The organism is Streptomyces sp. NBC_01224 (assembly GCF_036002945.1).
GTDB lineage: Bacteria > Actinomycetota > Actinomycetes > Streptomycetales > Streptomycetaceae > Streptomyces.
Genome location: NZ_CP108530.1, coordinates 89,616 through 107,025, shown reverse-complemented (window position 1 = coordinate 107,025; position 17,410 = coordinate 89,616). Strand labels below are relative to the sequence as shown.

At 68.2% G+C, this 17,410-nt stretch carries 17 protein-coding genes and 6 pseudogenes; 13 read left to right on the top strand and 10 right to left on the bottom strand.

The annotated features are described in order from the left end of the window. Nucleotides 1–461: 461 nt before the first annotated feature. Complete coding sequence (locus OG609_RS44920; protein WP_327278503.1) at nucleotides 462–1,295, top strand: MerR family transcriptional regulator; 834 nt, start codon at nucleotides 462–464, stop codon at nucleotides 1,293–1,295. On the opposite strand, the gene OG609_RS44915 is transcribed toward OG609_RS44920, so the two are convergent. The 6 genes and pseudogenes from OG609_RS44915 to OG609_RS44890 form a co-directional block, all read right to left on the bottom strand. Next, on the bottom strand, nucleotides 1,255–1,983 hold the full coding sequence (locus OG609_RS44915; RefSeq protein WP_327278502.1) for a hypothetical protein: 729 nt from the start codon (nucleotides 1,981–1,983) through the stop codon (nucleotides 1,255–1,257). The two genes, OG609_RS44920 and OG609_RS44915, sit on opposite strands and share 41 nt — an antisense overlap. 122 nt (nucleotides 1,984–2,105) lie before the next feature. Continuing rightward, nucleotides 2,106–2,294 (bottom strand): annotated as a pseudogene (locus tag OG609_RS44910) (hypothetical protein); the annotation flags it as partial. Beyond that, nucleotides 2,293–2,724, bottom strand: a complete 432-nt coding sequence (locus OG609_RS44905; protein ID WP_327278501.1) for a pyridoxamine 5'-phosphate oxidase family protein — start codon at nucleotides 2,722–2,724, stop codon at nucleotides 2,293–2,295. The gene OG609_RS44905 and the pseudogene OG609_RS44910, both read right to left, overlap by 2 nt. Nucleotides 2,725–2,880: 156 nt before the next feature. After that, a complete protein-coding gene (locus OG609_RS44900; RefSeq protein ID WP_327278500.1) occupies nucleotides 2,881–3,036 on the bottom strand; it encodes a hypothetical protein in 156 nt (51 codons plus the stop codon). Further along, on the bottom strand, nucleotides 3,033–3,530 hold the full coding sequence (locus OG609_RS44895; protein WP_327278499.1) for an antibiotic biosynthesis monooxygenase: 498 nt from the start codon (nucleotides 3,528–3,530) through the stop codon (nucleotides 3,033–3,035). Before OG609_RS44895 ends, OG609_RS44900 begins: the two co-directional genes overlap by 4 nt. Before the next feature lie 210 nt (nucleotides 3,531–3,740). Then, nucleotides 3,741–4,049, bottom strand: a complete 309-nt coding sequence (locus tag OG609_RS44890; RefSeq protein ID WP_383082985.1) for a hypothetical protein — start codon at nucleotides 4,047–4,049, stop codon at nucleotides 3,741–3,743. A gap of 30 nt (nucleotides 4,050–4,079) precedes the next feature. Between OG609_RS44890 and OG609_RS44885 the strand changes: the two are divergent. Further along, nucleotides 4,080–4,286: pseudogene (locus OG609_RS44885) on the top strand (transposase); the annotation flags it as partial. On the opposite strand, the gene OG609_RS44880 reads toward OG609_RS44885, so the two are convergent. Next, a complete protein-coding gene (locus OG609_RS44880) occupies nucleotides 4,268–4,576 on the bottom strand; it encodes a DUF5959 family protein (RefSeq protein WP_327278498.1) in 309 nt (102 codons plus the stop codon). The pseudogene OG609_RS44885 and the gene OG609_RS44880 sit on opposite strands and share 19 nt — an antisense overlap. A 26-nt stretch (nucleotides 4,577–4,602) precedes the next feature. Here OG609_RS44880 and OG609_RS46655 point away from each other — a divergent pair, with 26 nt between their 5' ends. Further along, a complete protein-coding gene (locus OG609_RS46655; protein ID WP_442818106.1) occupies nucleotides 4,603–5,232 on the top strand; it encodes a DUF6461 domain-containing protein in 630 nt (209 codons plus the stop codon). Between the two features lie 214 nt (nucleotides 5,233–5,446). Beyond that, nucleotides 5,447–5,857 carry a hypothetical protein gene (locus OG609_RS44875; protein WP_327278497.1) on the top strand — a complete coding sequence of 137 codons (411 nt, stop codon included), beginning with the start codon at nucleotides 5,447–5,449 and terminating at the stop codon, nucleotides 5,855–5,857. 244 nt (nucleotides 5,858–6,101) lie between these two features. Here OG609_RS44875 and OG609_RS44870 read toward each other — a convergent pair. Continuing rightward, a pseudogene (locus OG609_RS44870) lies at nucleotides 6,102–7,492 on the bottom strand (IS1380 family transposase). 188 nt (nucleotides 7,493–7,680) lie between these two features. On the opposite strand from OG609_RS44870, the gene OG609_RS44865 reads away from it, so the two are divergent. Then, complete coding sequence (locus OG609_RS44865; protein ID WP_327278496.1) at nucleotides 7,681–8,442, top strand: GNAT family N-acetyltransferase; 762 nt, start codon at nucleotides 7,681–7,683, stop codon at nucleotides 8,440–8,442. 16 nt (nucleotides 8,443–8,458) lie between these two features. Beyond that, nucleotides 8,459–8,554, top strand: a pseudogene (locus tag OG609_RS44860) (DUF6207 family protein); the annotation flags it as partial. Between the two features lie 250 nt (nucleotides 8,555–8,804). Here OG609_RS44860 and OG609_RS44855 read toward each other — a convergent pair. Then, complete coding sequence (locus OG609_RS44855; RefSeq protein WP_327278495.1) at nucleotides 8,805–9,161, bottom strand: hypothetical protein; 357 nt, start codon at nucleotides 9,159–9,161, stop codon at nucleotides 8,805–8,807. A gap of 310 nt (nucleotides 9,162–9,471) precedes the next feature. Here OG609_RS44855 and OG609_RS44850 point away from each other — a divergent pair, with 310 nt between their 5' ends. The 4 genes and pseudogenes from OG609_RS44850 to OG609_RS44835 all read left to right on the top strand — a co-directional run bounded on the left by OG609_RS44850 (nucleotide 9,472) and on the right by OG609_RS44835 (nucleotide 13,534). Continuing rightward, nucleotides 9,472–9,984 (top strand): DinB family protein, encoded by a 513-nt coding sequence (locus OG609_RS44850; protein WP_189282439.1) that lies wholly within the window; start codon nucleotides 9,472–9,474, stop codon nucleotides 9,982–9,984. A 91-nt stretch (nucleotides 9,985–10,075) separates the two neighbouring features. Further along, a pseudogene (locus tag OG609_RS44845) lies at nucleotides 10,076–11,176 on the top strand (IS630 family transposase). A gap of 1,008 nt (nucleotides 11,177–12,184) precedes the next feature. Next, nucleotides 12,185–12,775, top strand: a complete 591-nt coding sequence (locus OG609_RS44840) for a hypothetical protein (protein WP_327278494.1) — start codon at nucleotides 12,185–12,187, stop codon at nucleotides 12,773–12,775. Nucleotides 12,776–13,123: 348 nt separating this feature from the next. Further along, entirely contained in the window at nucleotides 13,124–13,534 is a 411-nt protein-coding gene (locus OG609_RS44835) for a RidA family protein (protein WP_327278493.1), read from the top strand. A gap of 525 nt (nucleotides 13,535–14,059) precedes the next feature. Here OG609_RS44835 and OG609_RS44830 read toward each other — a convergent pair. Then, complete coding sequence (locus OG609_RS44830) at nucleotides 14,060–14,617, bottom strand: hypothetical protein (protein ID WP_327278492.1); 558 nt, start codon at nucleotides 14,615–14,617, stop codon at nucleotides 14,060–14,062. A 226-nt stretch (nucleotides 14,618–14,843) separates the two neighbouring features. Here OG609_RS44830 and OG609_RS44825 point away from each other — a divergent pair, with 226 nt between their 5' ends. From OG609_RS44825 to OG609_RS44815, 3 genes and pseudogenes are all read left to right on the top strand, one after another. Beyond that, a complete protein-coding gene (locus tag OG609_RS44825) occupies nucleotides 14,844–15,011 on the top strand; it encodes a hypothetical protein (protein ID WP_327278491.1) in 168 nt (55 codons plus the stop codon). Between the two features lie 643 nt (nucleotides 15,012–15,654). Beyond that, a complete protein-coding gene (locus tag OG609_RS44820) occupies nucleotides 15,655–16,035 on the top strand; it encodes an FKBP-type peptidyl-prolyl cis-trans isomerase (protein WP_327278490.1) in 381 nt (126 codons plus the stop codon). Between the two features lie 931 nt (nucleotides 16,036–16,966). Next, nucleotides 16,967–17,400: pseudogene (locus OG609_RS44815) on the top strand (bifunctional 5,10-methylene-tetrahydrofolate dehydrogenase/5,10-methylene-tetrahydrofolate cyclohydrolase); the annotation flags it as partial. Between the last annotated feature and the right edge of the window lie 10 nt (nucleotides 17,401–17,410).

Here is a 17,410-nt window from a genome sequence, read left to right as displayed (position 1 = left end):
ACATCAACTGAGATGAGCAGCACGAGCAACGCGCATCTGACCAGATCCGCCGAGAATCCGGCTCCCGCCCTATCTCAACCGATCTGGTCGCCGCTGGTCGAGCCACTCGTCGTAAACCAGATCCGTTGAGACGGGACACTGGCGGTGTGGGAGCACCCTGGAAGGGTGTGCACGAAGGATGTCCGGATCGGTCAGACGGCTGCGAAGTGCCGTTCGCGCTGCCGGCCGCCCGGTACCGGCCGGATGATGGGGCTCCTTGAAAATCCCCAACCCCTGCTCGGGGTGCCATCAGACCTGCTCGACGGGTCTCCCCACCCATTCCGGGCCTGTCCTGGGACGGGACACCAATGGCGAGGGACTGCCCGATAGCCCGTCAGGGTCCGGGTGGTGTGTAGTTTGCACATGCCGTAGCGGCATGTGGTGTCGTCGAGGGCACCACAGCACGAAAGGCCCTGTCTGCGATGTACCCCTCCGCCACGCCTCCCCGCGAGGTCAAGATCGGCGATGCCGCCGCCTTCGCCGGAACCACCCCGCGCGCCATTCGTCACTACCACCAGATCGGTCTGCTGCCGGAGCCCGAGCGAGGCGGAGACGGACGCCGCCGCTACGGCTACGACGACATGATCCGCCTGCTGTGGATCCGCAAGATGTCCGAGGCCGGCATCAGCCTGGACGACATGCGGGCCGCCTTCGACGAAGCCCGGGACGTTGAGGACGTCCTGGGCCGGCTGGAGGAGACCCTGGCCGCCCAGGAGGCCGACATCAAGCGTCAGCGCGCGGCAGTCCAGCGCCTGCGGGTCGTGGGCAGCCCACTGGGCTTGCTCTCCCCGTTGGTCACGGACCGGCTCAGCCACCTGCCTTCTGGCGCACTGCGCCCCTCCGACCTGGACGCCCTGCTGGTCACGGAACGGATCTTCGGGCCGCTGGGCGCCGCAATTCAGGCCAGCGTGTTCATCACCCTGGCGACCCATCCCGGCCTACGGGCCGAGGCAGACCGCCTCGACGCGGCCGACGCCGCCCTCGATGACACCGTCGACCCCCACGACCCGCCCGAAGCGGGCCCTGCGCGTGCTGCCCGGCGCACTGTACGAGCTGGGTGTCGCCGTCACCGTCGCGATCAGCGTGGCCCCCCAACTGGTGCAGAGCGTGCAGTGGGTGGCGCGGGTCCGGAAGCTGCGTGCCGGGCGCACCCGGGGACTGCGGGCGCTGCGCGGCATCGTCGTCCCCGCCCTGGAAGACGCGCTGGAACGCGGTTCACTTCACCCGGGGTGCGATGGCCTTCGTCAGTGCCATGACGTCGGCGAACTTCCCGCCGTCGTTGTCGGAGGTCACGGACAGCAGCCGGTCACCGACTCGCATGACGACGAGATCCAGGCCGACGTACGCCTTCCGGTCGATCGTGACGCGCACGCCCTCGTCCCCGACACCGTCGACGGCGCTGACGGTGATCGTGACCGGGTTGTTCAACAGCCCCGCCGAATTGGGCTCGTAGGTCGTTCCGCAGACACCTTCCAGCGACCTCAGCCGGCCGAACACCTCCGACGCCTGGCCGGTGGAGTAGGCGCGCACCATGATCCCGACCTCATGGGCGGACGGGTCGGTGACCCCCAGGTTGGCGTACGCGCCCCAGCCGCCGAGGGCCGCCTCCGTACCGCTCCGGACCAGCTGGTTGCAGCCGAAGTTCACCGTCGGGCTGGGATCGGCGGACGGCGGCACCGGCTTCGGGCCGCTGTCGTGCTCCTCGAACACGGTGGAAACCTTCCACCCCTCGGGCAGGGTGCGGTTGGTCGGCAGATAGGTCTTCAGGACCGAACCCGGCACCACGTGCGGGTCGGCGGTCGGCGCCGCGGGTGCCGACGGCGACGGGCTGTCGGCGGTCGGCGCGGCGGCCTTCGGCTGCTCCTCCGCCTGCGAGCCGCAGCCGACACAGAGAACGGCCGCGCAGACGACCCCGACGAACGCGGAGAATCGAGTGGTACTCATCGACGCCTCGTTTTCATGCTGCACATGAAAACACACTGAGTGACATGTCCACCGCTTGAGCCACACGCGAATCCGTCAACTCTTCATGCCTGTCCCGCAATTGATCTCAGCCGCGCTCCTCATCAGTTGTGGGCATGGCTCCCCTCCCCGGTCGGGGCGAGGTCGTGGAGGCGGGTGATGCCGCGGACTGCGCGGTGGACGCCGTCGCCCTTCGGGCGACAGCCGCGGAGGATCTTCCAGGTCTTCATGCGGGCCGAGACGTGCTCGACTCGGGCGCGGACCGTGCGGTGGGAGGTGTTGTGGGCTTCCTCAGACGGAGTAGCTGAGGTCCTTCGCGACCAGGGAGTCCGGTCGCAACCGCAGCCAGACGGTTCCTCGTTCGGCCGGGTCGTCGAGCAGATAGTGCCGGAAGCGGTTGTCCCACTTCGCGTCGTCCGCCCCGAGATACCGGTTGAGCTTGCGTCGGCCCCGAGGCACGTCGAACGGCAGGATCTCGGCCTGCCCACGGGCGATTACCTGCCTGACCAGACCCGTTCCGAGATCACACACATCAACGACGAGGGCGATCGCGGGGTCGGTCCGGACGCGGCTCAGCAGCCTTGCCCAGGGGCCGGTCAGAATCCAGAAGGCCCCTTCCTCCCAGAGGAACCACGTCGGCCGCACGGTCGGCCCAGCGGTCGCCACCCGCGCGGTGAGCGGCTGGGCGAGGAAGGCTTCTACATCGAACTCCCGCTCTGTCATGCTTTGATCATGCCGCTCGTGGGCCTCTGCCGGTCGCGCTCACGCGGTCCCAGGAACCTCATTGCATGTGAATTGCATGTGAACTGAGTCACCTCACGCGGGAGTGAATCGCACGCGCCCACTCCCCCCCGGGGGGGAGGAGGAGGCGAGCAGCGGTCACAGGTCCGGTGCTCGGTGAAGAAGTCCCGTGCCGTCCGCACCGGCACCCGGCCCTGCGACGGCTCCGAGCAGCCGGTAGGGCCGCGCACCGGCAACGTCGTTCGCCTGTGTCACCGGTGCGTAGAGCAGGCCACGCGTACCGTCCTCGCTCACGAACACATGCGCGGTGCCCATGCCCGGGGGCGGAGCCGACCGTAGCCCCCGGCGGTGGCCTCGGCCCATCGCGTGGCAGGGGACGTCGGCTCGGTCTCGGCGTGCGCGACCACGATCACGTCGGTCGTGCTGTCGGCGCCGTCCGCCACGACGGTGTGCGCCAACCGGTAGCGGACCAGCCCGGGGCGCCGGATCCCCGGGATCTCGCGGTCGATGCGGCCGACCATCTCGGACCTGTGCTCACGGACGAAGGCGAGGTGGGCCTCGTCGCTCGCCCACTGCGCGACGCTGAGCAGCACACGCCCGTCCGCACTTGCGAAGCAGCTGAGTCGCAGGAAAGCCCCGGGGCGAAACCTGGCCGACAGCTCGTCCCACTCCCCGAGCAGCGCGCGGCCCGCCCGGTCCTGCAGGTCCGGCCCGTCCACGAGCCACTCGCTGATCAGCGTGGTCCCGGCGTCAGGCCGGGCCAGATCCGGGAGCTGAGGTGTTGTCACACGAACCTCCTGTTGTCGCCGTGTGTCCAGCAGCATCGAACATCAATCATGGTTGAGGTCAAGTCGCGGCCCGTAAACCGAGTTGTCGCCTCTGCCTCGCCACCTCACCGCGGACGCGCTCCAATCGGCTCCGAAGTCAACGCCCGAAGGACTTGGGAACTCGACCGCCAAGCCCCGGCCCACCGCCGATGCCGGTGTGTGGAACCCTGGTCAGCCCCAGAACTCCCGCAGGGCGGCGTTGACGGCGGCGGGCTCCTGGGTGTGCGGGTAGTACCCGGGCACCCGCAGGAGGCGGCCCCCGAGGGAGTCCGTGAGGGACTCGGCCACGGCCATGAGGGGCAGCCCCACGTGTTCGCGGTACGCGGCCGGCGCGCTCTCCCAGGTCCCGCAGATCACCAGGACCGGCGGGGCGGCGCCCCGGATCGCCTCCAGCGGGATCTCCGCGTCCCAGACGGGCCGCTCCCTCATGGAGGTGGCGACGGCACGGAGCCGGCGCGGCGTGGGCTCGGGCACGGCCATCCCCAACCCCTCGGTGGACGCGCGCAGATAATGATCGCCCGCCGGGGCGCTGCGCACGGCTCTGGCCTGGGAACTCAACGCTGGGTCGTCGAGCGCGCCTTCGCTCATCTCCACTGGTTCCGCCGCCTTCGGATCCGCTGGGAGGTCCGCGACGACATCCACGAAGCCTTCCTGACCCTCGGATGCGCACTTATCTGCTGGCGCCGGCTGTCGGAAGCTCAGCGCCGCCACTCGTAGACACCCCATGAGGATTCGAGGACCTCGCTTGGCCACTCCTGTCGTACCTGCGCGAGCAGCCTCCGCTGTTCGTCGATCCAGCCCTCTTCGAGGCACAACGGGATGAACACGGAAACGCACGAACTGCCCAGGTCCTCCACACGGACAGCGACCGTCTCATGCTCTTCGTTGTAGGGCTGGATCCTGATCTCGGGACTGTGGTCGTCGTCCCTCCAGCAGATGTCCTGACCTGTGGAAAGTCGGTCCAGAGCGCGAGCCCAGCTCGCCAAGTCGAAGGGCCGCAGGGCCACCGAGAGAGTGGCCCCGGAGGACGTTCTTGCCCGCTACGGAGCTGATATCCGAGGCGCCCGGTTGCTCACCAAGGCAGCAAGCAGCGAGCCTGCTCACGTCCCACTCTTCGGCAGGGTCCGTGTTGCGTGCTGGAACGTGTGGCAACTGGTCGTTCTGCCACGAGGAGTACGGCATCGTGGGCATGAGGGCGGGCACTCTTTCCGCCCTGTCCCAGGGTACGGAGACCATCGGCATGTTGCGGGGCGCGGACGGCATGAACCGCTTCGCGCACTGGCGACACGGACAATGCGCGGAACAACTCGAACCCGGGGCCCCGTCGACCAAGCCGCCTGGGCCGCACCCGTGGTGGACCGCAGTGCAGAAACGGCTTGATGCGACGGGCGGCCCCCACCCCGGGCTAGCACCCGTCATGGAGGCGGTCTTCCGCCGCGCCCACGCCGTCATAGACGCGGAGTCCCTCGACGGGCCGCTGCTCACTCTCTGGCTCGACGAAAACCGCGATGCTCCACCGGCACCCCGCCCGAGCTCGTCAGGATCTTGTCGGCTCGGGCGCGCGCTGGGGCCCGCCGTGCCTGGCGTCTCTCATCCTGCCACGGGCCGAGCACCCAACGCGCCCGCCGTCCGGCGTCAACCAAGCAGCGAGGGGCCCGAGTAGGGCTCCGTCATGCTTTGACCGACGCCCCCCGGTGCGACCCGGTTCGCCAACGAACATGCACCTCACCCGAAGGAGGCACCCCGCCGCCAGCAGGAACCTTCCGCACGCGACCGACGATCTGCCTGCGGTGCAAGGAGTCGGAGCCCGCCAGCCGCGCGTTGTGCTCTCACACCGCCAGTTCTATCGAGAAGGTGAATGGATGCCGGCGTCCGCCATGACGCGTTCGAACGTGCAGGAGATTCTCCTGGACATGGTGCCCGAGATGGCGGCGCCCATCCGGCTCCTGGCGGAGGAGGAAGCGGACGGGGAAGTGCTTCTCTTCCCGCTCCTGAGGGACGGTTTCGCCGACCCGCTGGTGATGCCCGCGCTGCGGCGTCCGTCCGCGCACGAGGATCTCCTGCGCCGCTGCTTCGCATGCGTCGCTCTCGGCCTGCGCAGCACGGACACGACACTGAACGACGCGTTCTGGTTCCAGGTGCTGGAGCTTCTGCTCGACGACCTGGACGTGCTCGACGCGGCCTACCCCTTCATGACCGACGAGACCAGGGACTACGTCCTGGAGAAACTGACGGACTTCGGAGTCCCGCTCACGCCCCACTGGTCAGCATGGGCCGGGAGCAGCTGACTGGACAGCGTCTCGGTATCCGGGAGGCCGGCGCGGCGAACGAAGGCCGTCCTGGCACAGGCCGAAACCACCACCGCTCTGCCGCTTAGCCTTGATCCACCGAGGTGGTTTGAGAGTGGTCTTTTGATCGGCTTGGGGTCGGGTGGTCGGGTGAGGGCAGGTTGTTTCCGCTGGTCTGCCCAGCATTTCCACGGTTCGGTTCCGGTCGGGCCCTTGCGGGCGGGGTGGGCAGGGGCTGTTCGTATCAGCCGGCCGGTCCGTGGGCCGTGGAGAACAGGTGTGTCCAGGCGTGCTGCCAGGGCCAGTTGTGCGGTAGGTGCAGTGTGATGCGGCGGGCGGAGTGGGCGATCCGGGCCGGAACATGGACCAGGTGGGTGCGGATCGTGGCGGTGGTGGCCCTGGCGTGGAAGGCGGAGGCTTGTGCGCCGGTGGCCCGCAGCAGGTTGTAGGTCATCGCCCACAGGGTGAGCCATGCTGCGTTGGCGTGGAAGTGTGCGGAGGGCAGGTGGGCCAGGGCGGAGGCTTTGCTGTCGGCGATGACCTGCTCGATGACCGCGTGGTGGCGGTGTTCGCGTTCGGCCTGGAGGGTTTGTGCAGGCTGGTCGGTGAAGAACGGGTGGTAGCGCCAGACGGGAAACAACTCGCCCTGCTCACCCACAATGGCGGGTTTGGCCAGGTCACGGACCCGGCGCACGATCAGCCGCGCGGTGACCCGCTCCGCTTTCGTGCGGCTGGCGAAGGCGGTGTAGGCGGGTATCTCGGCGACTTCGGCGTCCGAGACGAGCTCACCGGTTGCAGGATCGGGCACCGCGGTCGGGTATGTGATCTGCTGCCAGGCCTGGTCGGGAATGCCGAGGACGGCCCGTTTGATGGAGGGGTTCAACCCGCAGGTAATCGAGAAGTGGGCTCCGGCCCGGCGGCAGGCCGAGATCACCCCGGCGTTGTAGAACTGCGAGTCCGCTCGCAGGATCCGGGTGCCGGTGCAGCCCGCCTCGACGGCGGTGGACAGCGCCTCACTGACGAACTTCGGGGCCCCACGGGAATCGGCTGCCTTGCCGCGGCGCATCCGTACTGTGGCGATCACCGGCCGCGCGTGCGGGGTGCAGATCGTGGCGAGCAGGGGGTGCAGGGTGCGGATGCCCTTGAACCGGCCGTACTCGGCACCCTGCTTGGCCCGGCCGTAGACCCGCTTGTGGGTGGAGTCGATATCAATGAACGCCTTGTCGCCGGCACCGGGCAGCAGCGGGGCGTGCGCGGCCAGTTGACCGAGGAACCTGCGGTGGACAGCGTGGAGTTGGAGTGCGTGACCGTGGGTGAACGAACGGAGGAAGGTGCCCAGCGTGGACGGCGCACGGGCCCCCGGAACAGGGCCGGCATCGCGCCGTGCCGCAGGATATGGAGGTCGTCGATACTGTCCGCGCCCGCCGCCATGCCGGCCACGATGCTGCTGACCTTGACGTCCGCCGACGCACCCGCGCCGTTCCTCGTCCCGCTCAGCTTCACCTTCTGCGCCACCAGGCCCGACAGCCCGCACCGTTCGGCCAGCCGCATCACCGGAACCAGCCCGGCATGCGCGACCAGATTCGGGTCATCGAACGCAGCGGAGACCGCCGCTGGAGTATGGGAAACTTGCATCTCGGAAGTGCCTTGCCGATCGTGCGTGCTGGAAGCCTCAAGAACTCCCATCATCGCAGGTCACAAGGCACTTCCTTGTTTCTCGAAGAGTCATCCACAGCCATCAGATCGGTGGATCAAGGCTTAGAGCGTCCGCCGGTAGGGAAAAGTTGTTGCCCGCGGTAGTGGGCGGGACGATCATGACGCAGATGTCGGATCTGCTTGAGCGCGTGACCGCCTTCCGTGCCGCCTTCGCCCGCCGCCAGGCCTCTGAGACCGTCGAGCTGTCCGGGGCCTTCGTCGTCCGCGACCCGGACTTCTCCCGATCCCAGGAGCACAACCGACTGATCGTCCACGCCTCGGACGCCGACCCGGCGGCGCTGCCCGAACTGGCTGCACAGGGCCTCGGACCGCGGCAGCAGTACCGGATCACGGTGCTGGACGAGGCGTTCGGGGAGCGGGCCACCCCGGTGCTGGCGGCGGCCGGCTACGGCCGGGACACCGAGCTGATACTGGCCCGGGAGACGGCTGGCTGCGCGCTGCCCGAACCTGCCGCGCACCCGGTCGAGCTGGATGAGCTGCGAGCGGCGGTGTTCCGCCAGCAGCTGGACTGGGGCTTGGACGAGGATCTCGCACGAGAGCTCACCGAGCGCCGCACCGCCCGCCTGCGCGGCGCCGAGGAGATGTTCTTCCTGGCCGCCCGGACACCAGATGGGGAGATCGCGGCCTGGGCCGACCTCTACCTCGACCGAACCGCCGGATTGGCTCAGCTGGAGGACCTCGTCACCGCCGGGCCGCACCGTAAACAGGGCTACGGAGACACCTTGCTCGCCACAGGTCTGGCGTTGGCCGCGGCTGCCGGGATCCCGCAGCTCTTCCTCGTCGCGGACGTGACCGACTGGCCGCGCGAGTGGTACTCCTGCCGCGGCTTTACCGAGCTCGGCCGCAGCTACTCCTTCCTCAACCGCTGACGGCGGGGACGAGTGGGAGGCGGCGCCAGCAAGCCGCACAACACGGGATGTGGGCCAGCCCGGCGTACGGCTGCGCTTCTACCTGGATATGCGCCAGCCATTCGACGCGTAGGCGGTGAGACCGCGGCCGCTGAGCACGCTGCCTCGGTCTCACCCAACCCCTACGACAACGGCGCCAGATGCCGTGGCGCCCCTGCACCCACCACACGGCGAGCCCGGCGGCAGCAGTTCCCGCACCGCCGAGGCCCGGGCGGTGTCGGTGGTTCGGTCGGTGAGCGCGGCGACCAGGTTCCGGGCGAAGGGGGTCCAGCCGCAGCCGCAGCGGTGCCGCCGCGTCGGCCTCGACGAGCAGGGCGGCAGCTTCATCGGCACGATCCCTGGCGGGCCTCGGCCACCACCAGCAGACCGGCGCGATGGGCGCCGTCGAGTGCGGGCTGATCCGCTACGCGTACGTGGCCGGCGGCCTCGGCCGCGTCGCCCACCTCGGCGGCGACGGTGGCCCGGGCCGCGATCACCAGTACCGACTCCCGTGCGTGGGCAGCCCGTTCAGCGGCCGTGGCAAGGAGGTATTCGGCCTCCGGGCGGCGTCCGGCCATGGCCTGGGCGACGGCAGCCAGCGCCGACAGCTCCCATCCGGCTCCGGCGTCCTCGGCGCGGGCCAACGCGTACTCCGGCAGGCCGAGGCCGATCAGCAGCCGCACCTTGTGCGAGGACTGCAAGCAGCGAGCTATCACCGCCGAACGCCAAGCCGAGCACACGGAGCACGGGCACCAGGTGCAGGACCAGGGCGTGCCCGAGCAGAAGGCTGGCGGATCCTGGCTCTCCCGCTTCCGCACCTGACCCGGGCAAGCCCCGAAACGGCGGCGTGGGCAAGCCCAAGGTGGCCCTGGGCAAGCCCGCATTGTCGGTGGCGGCTGGACGGATGAACGGCGATGGGCAGCTGCTGCGCTGCTGGGACTAGTAACGTTCGCCCCGATGTGAGTGGGGTCCCGCCTGTCGATGGATTTCGCCGCTGGTGATAATCGACCGATGGCCACCATCGAACGCCCTATGCCGCCTCTGAACGCCGACGAGCGCACCACGCTGGAGAGCTGGCTCGACTTTCATCGCACCACCCTCGCCATGAAGTGCGAGGGCCTGGACGATGAGAAGGCCGCCGTCGCATCCGTGCAGCCGTCCGCCTTCACACTGACCGGCCTTGTCCAGCACATGGCGGAGGTGGAGCGGAACTGGTTCCGCCGAGTGCTCGCCGGAGAGCAGGCCCCGCCCATCTATGACCAGCAGGCGGACCCGTCAGGCCCCGACGGCGGTTTTGACCTGGCCGAGGGCGCCACCCTGCGCGACGCTGTGGCCACCTGGCATGCGGAGATCTCCCGCGCCCGCGAGCACTGCGCCGACCGTGCTCTGACCGACACGGGCCGCTTCATGGAGCAGGACGTCAGCCTCCGCTGGATCTACGTCCACATGATCGAGGAGTACGCCCGCCACAACGGCCATGCTGACCTTGTCCGGGAACGCATCGATGGCACCACCGGCGTATAGCACTCCGGATCAGGCAACGTTTCCCCCTGTTGTGACGTGACGCGCCGTCCCGGTGCTGTGCCGGGCGGGGTGTGGCCGTCACCCTGTCCGGATGGCAGAACGGGTACGGGTACGCGAGATCGACGATGACGAGGGCAGGCGGCTGCTTCGGATCATCCGCAGGGGGACCGGGTCGGTGGTGACCTGGCGGCGGGCGCAGATGGTCTTGCTGTCCGCGCAGGGCATGCCGGTGGCGAAGATCGCCGAAGTGTCGTTCACCAGCGATGACCGGGTCCGGGATGTGATCCACAACTTCAACGCCGACGGCTTCGACTCGCTCTACCCGAAGTACTCCGGCGGCCGGCCCAGGACATTCACGCTACCCGAGCGGCGCGAGATCAAGAAGATCGCCAAGTCCAAGCCGACCGAGCACGACCTGCCGTTCTCGACCTGGAGTCTGACCAAGCTGGCGGACTTCCTGGTCGCCGAGGGGGTGGTCGACGACATCAGCCACGAGGGCCTGCGCATCCTGCTCCGCGAGGAAGGCGTCTCCTTTCAACGCCTGAAGACCTGGAAAACCTCCCACGATCCGGACTACGCGGCCAAGAAGGCTCGCGTCGAGCACCTCTACGCGATCGCCGACGGTGAGGTCATAGCCGAGGCCAGCGAGCCCGAAGTCGTCTTTTGCATGGATGAGTTCGGGCCGCTCAACCTGATGCCGCACCCCGGGCGGCAGTGGGCCGAGCGCGGAGGTAAGCACAAGGATTCCGACCGCGAGCCCCGCCGTCGGCGCCGGGCGACCTACAATCGTTACGGCGGGGTGTGACACCTGTTCGCCGCCCTGGACCTGGCCAAGGACAAGCTCTACGGCCACATCAAGCCGGTCAAGCGGCGCACCCAGTTCCTGGAGTTCTGCCGCTACCTGCGTACCCTCTACCCGCCCGAGGTCCGTATCGCGGTCGTCTGCGACAACTTCTCCCCGCATCTGACCACGAAGAAGTGTCAGCGGGTCGGGACCTGGGCGGCGGCGAACAACGTCGAGATCGCCTACACGCCGACCAACAGCTCCTGGCTTACTAACCGTATCGAGGCCCAGTTCACCGCCCTGCGCTACTTCACCCTCGACGGCACGGACCACGCCAGTCACAAAGAACAGGGCAGCATGATCCGCCGCTACATCATCTGGCGAAACCACCACGCCGACGACAGCTAGGCCCGTTCATGACGGATCGGCACGCGGTACCGAACCGAGGCGTTCTATCCGCCTGTACACCGATCTGAGCGCACGTCAGCCGCCCTGGGTCACGGGTCCGGGGCGGTTCGCGTTCGGCCTGCAGATCGTCGTACAGCGGCTCACGGCTCCGTCAGGGGTCCAGCAGACAGAGGGTCCGCATCACTACCGTGGTGGGAAGTCCCTGCGCTCTAGTAGAGGTAGAAGTCATCGCGTACCCGTGTCTCACGCTGCCTGCACCCACTGGTCAGCGATCGGCCGCAGCTGCCGCACGGTCCGGCTGCGCCGTTGGCGCCACGTGACGGCGCGGAGACACCGGCCCGCTTTGCGTTCTCCCGGGCGCCGGCCCGGGATTTGTCCGCGTGCACGTGCGCTGACCCCTACGACGCGATTGCACGCAATTCGGGTAACGAAACGCTGCTTGCGCCAGGCGCGCAGGTCGGGTCGGGTAGCGGGTCTCCGCACAACGCACTGCGTCGAAATACGTATTTTGTTACTACCGTTCGCTGAACGCCCCTGCTGAGGCCAACGGGCGGGCGCGATCGTTGGGTACTGTGCCAGCCATGGTCGATCGCTGGGACGTGCAGTGGGCCACCAGTTCCCGCGCTGATTCCGCTCTTGTGGCCGGAGTGGTGCCGGCCACGGTGCATGGCCGGCCCTGCGTCGTCAGCGCTGGCTACGACGGCACCGCGTGGGTGCGCGACCTCTTTACCGGAGAGCCCGTCACGAGCACTCTCATCACCGGCGAGTGGGGTGGAGGCGTCGAGGCGCTCGGCCTCATGGCGAGCCCGGACGACGGCCCGATGCTGATCAGCGCCAACAGCAGCTATGTCGTGACGTGCTGGGATCCTGAGAGCGGGCACGTGAGCCGCCTCGGCGAGTACGGCTCAGGGTTCCCCTCCGCGGTGGCGACCACGAAGCAGGGCTGGCTGGAGGTCGTTTGTGGTGACCGCCGGAGACGGCCGGGTCGAGGTCTGGGACGGCGGCGGCGTGGAGATCGCCTGCGCCCACGTGTCGCAGCGTCGCGGCGAGACCCTGCTGACGCGCGCCCTCGCCACCGCGGCCCTGGACGGCGAGCAGGTGGTGATCGCAGGTGCCTCCGACGGGACGCTGCGCGTGTGGGGCTTCCCAGATGTGCTGAAGACCAGCCCGGACCCCGACAACTTCCTCTTTCCCTGGACCCTGCGCGAAATCACGGTGTCGCGCTTGCCCGCCAGCATCGGCGCGGTGGCGATGGTGGAGATGGACGGCCGGACGCTGGTTCTCGCGGCGGTGGATCGGTGGCTGCGACTGGCAGATCCGGTCAGCGGAGACCTGGTCGGGCTGCCGTTGTCCGGCCACACCGACAGCATCACGACGATTAGCACCGGTGTGGTGCGGGGCCGGCCGGTCGCCGTCACCGGCAGCACCGACGGTACGGTGTGCGCCTGGCCGTTGGATGGCGGCCTGCAGATCGATCCCGTCATTGTGCGGAGACTTCCCGCTGCTGTGAACGCGGCGGCGCTGACTTCGGACGACCGGCTCGCGGTCGGCTTCGGTGCAGACGTGGCTGTCCTGGCCGCTAACCGGAAAATGACCTGACCGCGGGTATGACGAAGTGTCCCGGCTGCCCGGGAGGTTTGGTGCGGTGTGGTCAGGCTGCTTCGGAAGCAGGCCCGCGAGGCCGATGGCCTGGACGCCCTCGCGGGGCTTGGTGAGCTAACCAAGACCGAACTCAGCGAGATGCTCGCCGAGGTGGCTTCGTCGGTCTCTGGGGAACAGCTTTTATCGACGGGTTCCGGAGTCAGTTGCTGATCACTCGGCTCGTGACTATCGAGCAGAAGTGACGGCGCTGTGCGTGGGGGCGGGGAAGAAATGGGAAGGCGGGAACCGACGGGGCGTTGGCAGGATGTCGAATCTCAACACCCGATGGGAAAGGACCCGACAGCTATGGCTCGTGCCATCACGTTGATCCGCTCTGCCTCCCTGTCCGACGTCGCCGAGTATGCCTACGCGGCCACGGCGCCCGCCGAGTCACGCCTGATCTTCCTCGCCGGGGCGTGTCCACTGAACGATGACGGCTCCACGGCAGCGATCGGTGACTACGCGGGTCAGGCCATGAAGGCCACCGAGAATATGAAGGCCGCCCTCGCCGCCTCAGGCGCGTCGCTCCAGGACGTCATCAGTACAAGGGTTCTTGTCGCGTCGGCCCGGCGAGAGGACCTGGTGGCTGCCTGGGATGTAGTCCGGGACTCGTTCGCTGACCATGACGTCCCAAGCACCTTGATGGGCGTCACCGTGCTCGGCTACAAGGACCAACTCGTCGAGATCGAGGCCGTCGCCGCCGTGCTCGAATCTTGAGCCCACTGACAAGCTGGGTGGCGGCATGATCAGCGGCCTTCCTCAACAGCATCCCGATGCCGAGCTGGCAAGAGATCCAGTGCCTCCCGAACTCATCGACAGCACCCCTCTGTGGATTGAGGCGCCCCCCAACCCATCGACAGGCGACCTCACTATTGCTCGATAAATGGCGGGCGACCAGGCTCTGCCACGGCGTTTCGCCCTGGTGTTCCCCCTCTTCGGCCCCCTTTGGGGCCGGTGTCGTCGGCGGCTGGGTCCGAGCGCTGGCAGCGTGGTGATGAGCACGCGCCTGCTGGGCATGCCCGAGTCCCGTACGACGCCTCGGCCTCACTGGTGGATCGCCCCGTACGACCGTCTGGAGAGACGAGAGATCAAGGCCCTGGATGTGTTCGACCCCAGCCGGCCGCTTCTCGCGGACCTGCCGTTCGCTGCTGATCGGGTGGAAGGAGTTACCGAAGGACGAGCTGGGCGAGCCGGGTACGGAGACTCGCGAGCCATGACGCAGCGGCGGGTCCGAGCCAACGGTCAGGCGGTTGGTGCGCTGCGGGCGTAGGGCGCGAACAGAAGCGACCAGTTGCCGACCGTGTTCAGGGTCACTGCCGTCCCCGGCTGCCCGTCCTCGCCTTCGAGGGTCACTTCGTCAGGCCGGAGACCGGATTGTGTGGCCGGCTCATGGGATCCGGTCCCGGTGTGGACGGGGTCGCTGTCAACAGGGTCCTCCGTTGCGGCGTCGAGGAGGTAGAGCAGGTGCCCGTGTGCGGGGCCGACGTCCCCTGTTTCGAGTGATTGCGTGGTGAAGGTGCGCTGCTCGTCGTACCGCACCAGATATGAGTTCTCCGCGGCGGCCTGGACGAGCTGGGCCCAGTAGGACTCGTCGCGGGCACCTGTGCGCTGGCGCATGTGTCGCGCGGCGTACCGCGCCATGGCCCCTGCGTCGTCGATCAGGGGGGAGAGCACCTGGTCGGAGGTGAAATCGAAGCCGAACCACAGGCGGCGGCCGTCGAGGACCAGCGACTCGATACCGCCGACGACGCCGGTGCGGCCGGTCAGCCCGCGCGTCGGATCCGCCACGTTGTCTGCCATGGTGGGTCCCTCTCTTTCGTACTCGCGTTCACGCTACTGCCGGAGTTTCTATCGCAGAGCACTGACATCCGCACCGGTCCTTGGTGCCCGCGCCCGTGCGGGTGAGGGCGGCCGAGATCCTGCCGTGGGCGGTGGCGTCGCCACGGGGCCGGGGGAACCGTGGAGGCATGAGCCCGTCCGTCATCGTCGACCACATCGGTGCCGACGGCGGCCGCCACGTCACTCCGTGCTTGCGCTCAAGCTCCCGCATCGACATGCCGCCGCGATGGTCACGACGGATCGCGCGTACAGCTCGACCTTCGATATCTGGGGCATGACCAGCACCTTTCACCAGGAGCATCCCGATGCTGTCCTGGCAAGAGCCCTCGCGCCTCCCAAACTCATCGAGAAGTGACGTCACTACTGGGTTCTGGCACAGATCTTGGGGAGCCGTCGCGGTGCGTCACCTCGATGTTCGATTGCGAGGGGCTGGCTCGTGTGAGACGGCGTACGCCTTGTCGCCTCACATCCGGAATTGACGCTCCCTCAGGTGCTTGTGGGTCGATGCCGTGGTCGGCTGTGGACGGTGATGGCGCTGGTCATGCAGACCGGTGCACCGTTCTGGGACTCGCTGGTGTTCGAGGGGATCGACGATGTGGACGTCGAGGCGGTTACGGCTGCGTTCGGCACGGTCGAGGTGGTGGCGAGAGGCCGCGCGGCCCGGGCGGCGTGTCCGGGCCGCGGGCGCTTCTCGGACCGAGCCCACGACCGTTATCAGCGCAGGCTGAAGGACCTTCCGTGCAGCGGGCCACGCGCCACCAGGCGACGCCCAGGGGCCATACCCGCGGACGCGGGGAGCAGGGCCTCGCCGTCATCGAGTACGGGCGCAGCGTACCGATGACGTAGCACGCCCAGTCACGCTGAGCGTCGTGCTCCGTTGGGCTTGATGCACTCCAGGAGATCAGCGTTCACGGGAGCATGATGATCTACTGTATGGAGTGACCATGTGCCTGGCTGGTCTGTATGAGGGCTTCCGGCGGCGAGCGAATGAGGCTGCAATGAGTGAACTGACGAAGCCCGAGATCGACCTTCCGGAGGGTGACGCTCCCACCGAGCTGACAGTCCGTGACCTCGTCGTCGGGGACGGGCTTGAGGCGAAGCCGGGCAGGGTTGTCCAGGTTCACTACGTCGGGGTCACCTTCGAGTCCGGAAAGGAATTCGACACCTCCTGGGACCGGGGCCGGACGTTCAAGTTCGCCGTGGGCGGTGGCAAGGTCATCAAGGGCTGGGACCGCGGGGTCAGAGGGATGAAGGTCGGCGGCCGGCGCGAGATCATCGTTCCTCCGCGCCTCGGCTACGGCAACCAGTCACCCTCGCCGTTGATCCCGGCGGGCTCGACACTCGTCTTCGTGGTGGACCTGCTCTCCGTCGCAGTCTGAGGCCTTCTGCTACCCGGCCTCTCCGCCCGGAACCAAGGCCGGGCAACACCTGCAGGCCGACCGCGACACCACACCCGTGCACCCTTCACCCGCAGCCACGGACAGAGGCACGCGCCGGCAACAACACGCATCGGCGCCCGTGATCCACAAACGGCAGACACCCCGGTTGCGGGCCGGAACCTGAGCCCGGACCGCTGGCCGACGGCCGGGGTGCCGGCGGCCATGAACCCCGCGAGACGAATCATCCGCGCGGCGACCTCACGCTGCCCGCCAATGCCAGCCCCGCGGCACAGATCTTCACGGCCTACACCGCTTGGCGGGACGCGATCCCCGACTGGACTCACCGCTCTCAAGTGCTGCTACTTCTCATCGACATTCCTGGGCCTCTTGACAGCGAACCGATGCCAGGAACCACCGACATTCGCTCTCCGCTCTCACCTACGCAGCCACCCGGGGCTTAGATCGTGGCGCGCCCACGTTCCCCCTTGACCAGCCTTGCGGTCGGCCACTGTTAGACCGCGGCCAAGGGGTGCTTGTGCACGCTGCTCCCTCGATCACTGCCCCACCCTGGGGCGGTCCGAGCGAAGGAGCCACAACGATGACGGCACACCGACCACCAGCCGGCGCCCGGCGCGCTTGTCCCGACCACGAGCCCGACCAGCACCGGGCAAGCCGACCCGGCCTCCTGCGGTACGCACTTGGGACGCCACTGTGGAACCCACTTTGGTGCCCGGCACCGAGCAGGACGGAAAAACCGCAGGTCACCACACAGAAACGGCCGCGCGCCGCGTTGTCACAACCCTCTTCTCTCCTCCTGAACTTCTGTGTGATGTCCGTGGAGGAGGAGATCATCGGGTCTGGGGGGCCGGATGCCCTCTGCGGCCGGGCGCGGCCGGCGCCCGGCAGGTGGCCGCGCGCGACAGAAGACGGGGAGGCCATTGCCCCGGAGAAGGATGTTGACGGGGTCACGATGCATAACTCGCCGGCAAGCACGCCGTCGTAGTGGGCCGCAGTGCGATTCTCGGCAAACCGGTTGGGATGCTCCTTCTCGCGAAGGATGCAACGGTGACGTACTGCCACTCGCGCACGGCGGACCTGTCAGCGATCGTCCGGGAAGCAGACGTCGTGGTAGCGGCCGTGGGACGGCCCCGGCTGATCCGAGGTGAGGACATCAAGCCCGGTGCGGTGGTGATCGACGCCGGTTACAACCCGGGCAACGTCGGCGACGTGGACTTCGACACCGCCCGCACCCGCGCCCGTCTGATTACTCCTGTGCCCGGCGGCGTCGGACCGATGACGATCGCCGTCCTGCTCGCGCAGACCGTGGAAGCCGCCGCGAACCAACTCGGAATCCGGGAGCACTGAAGTTCTTCGC

Excerpts from the sequence above, each read along its gene's own strand:
- OG609_RS44915 (WP_327278502.1), bottom strand. The coding sequence starts at position 1,983 with ATGAGTACCACTCGATTCTCCGCGTTCGTCGGGGTCGTCTGCGCGGCC.
- OG609_RS44920 (WP_327278503.1), top strand. The coding sequence starts at position 462 with ATGTACCCCTCCGCCACGCCTCCCCGCGAGGTCAAGATCGGCGATGCC.
- OG609_RS44820 (WP_327278490.1), top strand. The coding sequence starts at position 15,655 with ATGAGTGAACTGACGAAGCCCGAGATCGACCTTCCGGAGGGTGACGCT.
- OG609_RS44890 (WP_383082985.1), bottom strand. The coding sequence starts at position 4,049 with ATGGCCGTGCCCGAGCCCACGCCGCGCCGGCTCCGTGCCGTCGCCACC.
- OG609_RS44905 (WP_327278501.1), bottom strand. The coding sequence starts at position 2,724 with ATGACAGAGCGGGAGTTCGATGTAGAAGCCTTCCTCGCCCAGCCGCTC.
- OG609_RS44850 (WP_189282439.1), top strand. The coding sequence starts at position 9,472 with ATGGCCACCATCGAACGCCCTATGCCGCCTCTGAACGCCGACGAGCGC.
- OG609_RS44865 (WP_327278496.1), top strand. The coding sequence starts at position 7,681 with ATGTCGGATCTGCTTGAGCGCGTGACCGCCTTCCGTGCCGCCTTCGCC.
- OG609_RS44830 (WP_327278492.1), bottom strand. The coding sequence starts at position 14,617 with ATGGCAGACAACGTGGCGGATCCGACGCGCGGGCTGACCGGCCGCACC.
- OG609_RS44835 (WP_327278493.1), top strand. The coding sequence starts at position 13,124 with ATGGCTCGTGCCATCACGTTGATCCGCTCTGCCTCCCTGTCCGACGTC.
- OG609_RS44875 (WP_327278497.1), top strand. The coding sequence starts at position 5,447 with ATGACGCGTTCGAACGTGCAGGAGATTCTCCTGGACATGGTGCCCGAG.